Origin of the sequence: Vibrio sp. S234-5, assembly GCF_000960595.1 — a bacterium.
Classification (GTDB): Bacteria; Pseudomonadota; Gammaproteobacteria; order Enterobacterales; family Vibrionaceae; genus Vibrio.
On sequence record NZ_JZAM01000152.1, the window covers coordinates 1 to 4,650 of the forward strand.

Consider the following 4,650-nt stretch of genomic DNA (forward strand, 5'->3'; position numbering starts at 1 on the left):
TAAACATAACAAAGCGTTCAAGAGGGATTCGTGCCGCGTGGCATTTTTGGTATGCGGTGATTTTTGTGGTGAAAGTGGTCTGCGGAAAGTTGGTTTGTGCGGCACTCACCCCTTAACGCGGCGTTATAGCCTACAGGAGTTTCACATATGGCTTCTAGATTTGAAGAGTTGCAGTGGTTATTAATTGATATTGTGACTGACCTGCTTGCTCCAAGCCAAGTGTTTGTAGAAGAAGTTGCTAGTGAATTGTACATGCCAGTAAATCGCATGTGTTTATCACAGATTGTAATTTCTCTATGTAGATTTGATGAGGTGTATTGTCACTATGGTTTGGAGTTCAAGCAATTGCCAGATCACTTATTAGTTAAAATTAGAAACATAAAAAAGGAAATTGAGAATAGGAAAATGTACTCGTTTAGGAGTACTTATATTGGCCATGCTTTTAAGAAGGGAAATTCTCAAAAGACGCCACTTACATCTGCTGAGATTCAGAGTGGGTTAAATCAAGTTATAGATAACGATCAAGTTGCTTTTTTTGACTGGATATTTCCGCTGGATGAGAATGTCCGAAATGGAGAGTCTGTAGTAGAAGTTCTTAATGAGGCAGCTCAATTTTTTATGGCTGAGATCTCGGTTAAGAAAAGGCTATAACAAACGCTTCAAGAGGGACAGCCAACGCGCAGCATTTTTTAATGCGTTGATTTTTGTGATTACGGTGTTATGCGGAAAGTTAGCAGTAGCGTTGTCTGCCCCTTAAGCGGGCGTTATGTTTAATCACGCAAAATCAGTTGGTTGTATCTTTTCTTTACTCCCTTGGCTTGTTGGTTTTGTGCTTGTCGGCAAGTTGGTTTCGTTTGGCGCTGTTTTCCGGACATTCATTCTTTGGCGCTGGAAATTCAGAGAATTGCCTCAGTCAATTTTCGAGTAAGCGCGAGGTTAGGGCGGCTGGCTCAATCAGTATTTTGACCACAAGTTTTTTGGGCTTGAACTGCCAAAATTCGAAGTCTGTTTTTCAATTCTATGAGTCATTTCAGTTTTTTAGGTCTTGGCTTTTGTTTGTGAGTCAAAGCTGAGTTAATCTTGGTTTTAGTAAAACGTAAGTCATTGAAGCTTAAACATAACAAACGGTTCAAGAGGGACAGCCAACGCGCGGCATTTTTATCATACATTGGTTTTTGTGGTTACGGTGTTATGCGGAAGCTTGGTAATTGCGTTGGCTGCCCCTTAACCGGGCGTTATAAGCTAGGAGAGTATTATGGATCATTCAAATATTGATAAATATTTTCTTTCAGTTATCGAATCTGTAGATTTATTGCATCAAAACAAGTTTATGGGGCAAGCGTTAACAATCATTTACTCCACAATTGATGCATGTGGGCTTTTGGATGCTCCGGATTTTCAAGATAAAGCAACTGGTAACACATTCAAGTCTTGGGTGAACAAATATATGCTGGAAGATGATGCACTTGAGTGTAATGCAGATGATCTTTGGGGGGCTAGGTGTGCTGTCTTACATACCCACACTTCAACTTCAGATCTATCAAAAGCTAATAAAGTTAGAGAAATCCAGTACATTAGTGGTCCTCCCCAACATCCTGTCGTTGAGGCATTTATGGTTGCATCAAAGGATATTGGTCAAGGTAAAGCAATCGGTGTCAATATTGATCTTCTGGTAATAGATTTTTTAAACGCTATCGCCAAATTTTCTGATGAATTTTCCGTACGGGCAAAGCAATCTGAGGTATGCAGTGAACGGGCCTCTAAAATACTGCTACATTTCGCAATTTAGCACGCTTATAACAAACAATTTAAGCGTGATTCGGCACGCGTGGCATTTTTACTATGCGTCGGTTCTAGTGATTAAGGTGTTATGCGGAAGCATCGTTATTGCGTGCCTCACACCTTAATTGGGCGTTATGTAACAAGGAGAGTTCAGCCAAATGGAAGTAGTATCTGAAAGGCTGCGGATGAAGCCATTATCGGAAAATGACTGGCCTTTATTTCTGCAACTCCATACGAATCCAAGTGTTATTTCACTTTGTTTCGATGAACTGCCAAAGTCAGAAATTGAGAGTAAATTTAAATCTCGATTAGTACCATGGTTTGTAAAGTCGAAGCATTGGCTATGTTTAGTTGTTGTCGAGTCCAAAACGGACAAAGCAGTAGGTATAACAGGTTTTTGTGTTAACGATTCTGTTGCTGAAGTTGGGTTTATGTTTTTGCCCGAATATCATGGACTCGGGTATGGTACAGAGTCACTGCAAGCTCTCATAAATTATTCAATGTCAGAGTTTGGCATCGATAAATACAGTGCAGTTGTCACTGAGGGTAACATTGGTTCCGAAAAGGTACTTACAAAAGTGGGTTTTGTACTCGATAGGATAGTGCCTCAAGCTTATGAAATCGGTGGTAATTTGTACGCAGACCATGTCTATCAATACGTGTAAAATTGTTACATAACAAGGCGTTTAAGCGGGATTCATGCCGCGTGGCATTTTTGGTTTGCGGTGATTTTTGTGGTGAAAGTGATCTGCGGGAAGTTGGTTTAAGCGGCACTCACCCCTTAACGCGGCGTTAAATTGATTGATGAGGTTTCAAACTAAATGAGTAAAGAAGAAAATAACTCGAACAAAGGATTTCTGACACTTGTAAACATTAGAGATATTTTAATCGTTGCTATTCTTGTAATAGCTACATGGAAGCTTCTTGGCGCAGACATCTCTATAACGCTTGAGTCGTTTAGTTTCACAGACTTACTGTCTGTTTTACTGGCTTGCTTTGCTATAGCTCTATCCGTTGCTTTTTATTTCAAAGCAACTGATACATCTAACATGTTTTATGACAACTCATACAAATTTACTAAAGAGATATCTGAAATTTTAGGGCGTATTGAGTCAGGTTTTGGTGAAAAACTGAAACACATTGACGATGGATATACGGGTTTGCGTGACAAGTTTGACAAAATGCCCTTTGATGTTGACCGCGCAAAGGAAGAAGAAAAGAAAGAAAAAGAACACATTAAAGAACAAGAAAAGGAAATGAATAAGGTCATTTTAAACCTCATTGAAAAAGCAAGAATTGCAGACGATGAAAAAGAACAAGTAATATCTCAGCTTGAGCAGAGTGGCAAAGAATTAGACCGTTCAAAACAAGAGCTTAGAAGGCTACAAAGAGATATTAATCGAGTACAAAGTGATATTTCTGATGTTCCTCAAGATTTTATATCTTACTTGGCAAATCGAATAGAAGGGCGTTTTAGTTCAAAATATATTAACGCCCCAATACGTATTCTTAACCGCCATTTTAAAGATGTAGTCGACGAAGAAATGATTACATCTGGAGACATCGACTTTATGACACAGCATGACTTAGTTAGTGCAGGGAAATTGACCGAAAAAGGTGCAAAAGTCTTGAGGTTGGCGATCGAAAAATCAATTTAACAAACTGTTTAAGAGTGATTCGCAACGCGTGGCATTTTTACTATGCGCTGGGTTTAGTGTTTAAGGTGGTATGCGGTGGCTTCGGTATTGCGTTGCTCACACCTTAACAGGGCGTTATGTTTAATCACCTAAAATCAGTTGGTTGCATCTTTTCATTGCTCATTCGGCTTTTTGGTTTTGTTTTTGTCGGCAAGTTGGCTTCGTTTGGCGCTGTTTTCCGGACATTTATTCTTTGGCGCTGGAAATTCAGAGAATTGCCTCAGTCAATTTTCGAGTAAGCGCGAGGTTGGTGCGGCTGGCTCAATCAGTATTTCGACCACAAGTTTTTGGGGTTGAATTGCCAAAATTCGAAGTCTGTTTTTCAAATTTATGAGTCATTTCAGTTTTTTAGGTTTTGGCTTTTGTTTGTGAGTCAACGCTGAGTTAATCTTGGTGTTGGTAAAACGTAAGCCCTTGAAGCTTAAACATAACAAAGCGTTAAAGAGGGATTCGTGCCGCGTGGCATTTTTGGTATGCGGTGATTTTGGTGGTGAAAGTGGTATACGGAAAGTTGGTTTAGGCGGCACTCACCCCTTAACGCGGCGTTATGTTTAATCACCAAAAATCCGTTGGTTGCATCTTTTCTTGCTCCCTCGGCTTGTTGGTTTTGTGTTTGTCGGCAAGTTTGCTTCGTCTGGCGCTGCTTTCTGGACATCTATTCTTTGGCGCTGGAAATTCAGAGAATTGCCTCAGTCGATTTTCGAGTAAGCGCGAGGTTGGTTCGGCTGGCTCAATCAATATTTTGATCACAGGTTTTTGGGCTTGAATTGCCGAAATTCAAAGTCTGTTTTTCAAATCTATGAGTCGTTTCAGTTTTTCAGGTCTTGGCTTTTGTTTGTCAGTCAAAACCGAGTTAATCTTGGTTTGGGTAAAACGTAAGTCATTGAAGCTTAAACATAACAAACGGTTCAAGAGGGACAGCCAACGCGCGGCATTTTTATCATGCGTTGGTTTTTGTGGTTACGGTGTTATGCGTTAAGTTGTCAGTGGCGTTGGCTGCCCCTTAACCGGGCGTTAGGTTTATAGGTAAGTTCATGGAAATAAGGTTCATCCGGAAAATCGATACTTCGCCTCATGACTGGCTTTGATTTTTAACTCAAAAAATTCCCAATCACGATACCCATAGGCGACTTTGTTCAGCGTCTTTATTCGGTTGTTCACACCCTCTAAG

At 40.2% G+C, this 4,650-nt stretch carries 8 protein-coding genes; 7 read left to right on the forward strand and 1 reads right to left on the reverse strand.

Annotation, left to right across the window (positions count from 1 at the left end):
- The 7 genes from UF06_RS28290 to UF06_RS28295 all read left to right on the forward strand — a co-directional run.
- Positions 1 to 184 (forward strand): DUF3265 domain-containing protein (locus UF06_RS28290; protein ID WP_139046284.1); only part of this gene is annotated, 184 nt, incomplete at its 5' end.
- Positions 148 to 651, forward strand: coding sequence for a hypothetical protein (locus tag UF06_RS06510; RefSeq protein WP_045569721.1), 504 nt, complete (start codon positions 148 to 150; stop codon positions 649 to 651). The genes UF06_RS28290 and UF06_RS06510, both read left to right, overlap by 37 nt.
- 604 nt (positions 652 to 1,255) lie before the next feature.
- Positions 1,256 to 1,789: a hypothetical protein gene (locus tag UF06_RS06515; RefSeq protein ID WP_045569722.1), complete on the forward strand. Its 534-nt coding sequence runs from the start codon at positions 1,256 to 1,258 to the stop codon at positions 1,787 to 1,789.
- Positions 1,790 to 1,940: 151 nt separating this feature from the next.
- Entirely contained in the window at positions 1,941 to 2,447 is a 507-nt protein-coding gene (locus tag UF06_RS06520) for a GNAT family N-acetyltransferase (protein ID WP_045569723.1), read from the forward strand.
- Complete coding sequence (locus UF06_RS23855) at positions 2,438 to 2,578, forward strand: DUF3265 domain-containing protein (protein ID WP_082069596.1); 141 nt, start codon at positions 2,438 to 2,440, stop codon at positions 2,576 to 2,578. The genes UF06_RS06520 and UF06_RS23855 overlap by 10 nt, the downstream gene beginning before the upstream one ends.
- A 25-nt stretch (positions 2,579 to 2,603) precedes the next feature.
- A complete protein-coding gene (locus tag UF06_RS06525) occupies positions 2,604 to 3,440 on the forward strand; it encodes a hypothetical protein (RefSeq protein WP_045569724.1) in 837 nt (278 codons plus the stop codon).
- Positions 3,441 to 3,893: 453 nt separating this feature from the next.
- Positions 3,894 to 4,034, forward strand: coding sequence for a DUF3265 domain-containing protein (locus UF06_RS28295; protein WP_082069601.1), 141 nt, complete (start codon positions 3,894 to 3,896; stop codon positions 4,032 to 4,034).
- Positions 4,035 to 4,526: 492 nt separating this feature from the next.
- On the opposite strand, the gene UF06_RS25760 is transcribed toward UF06_RS28295, so the two are convergent.
- On the reverse strand, positions 4,527 to 4,650 hold a 124-nt coding region (locus UF06_RS25760), incomplete at its 5' end, for a transposase (RefSeq protein WP_139046285.1).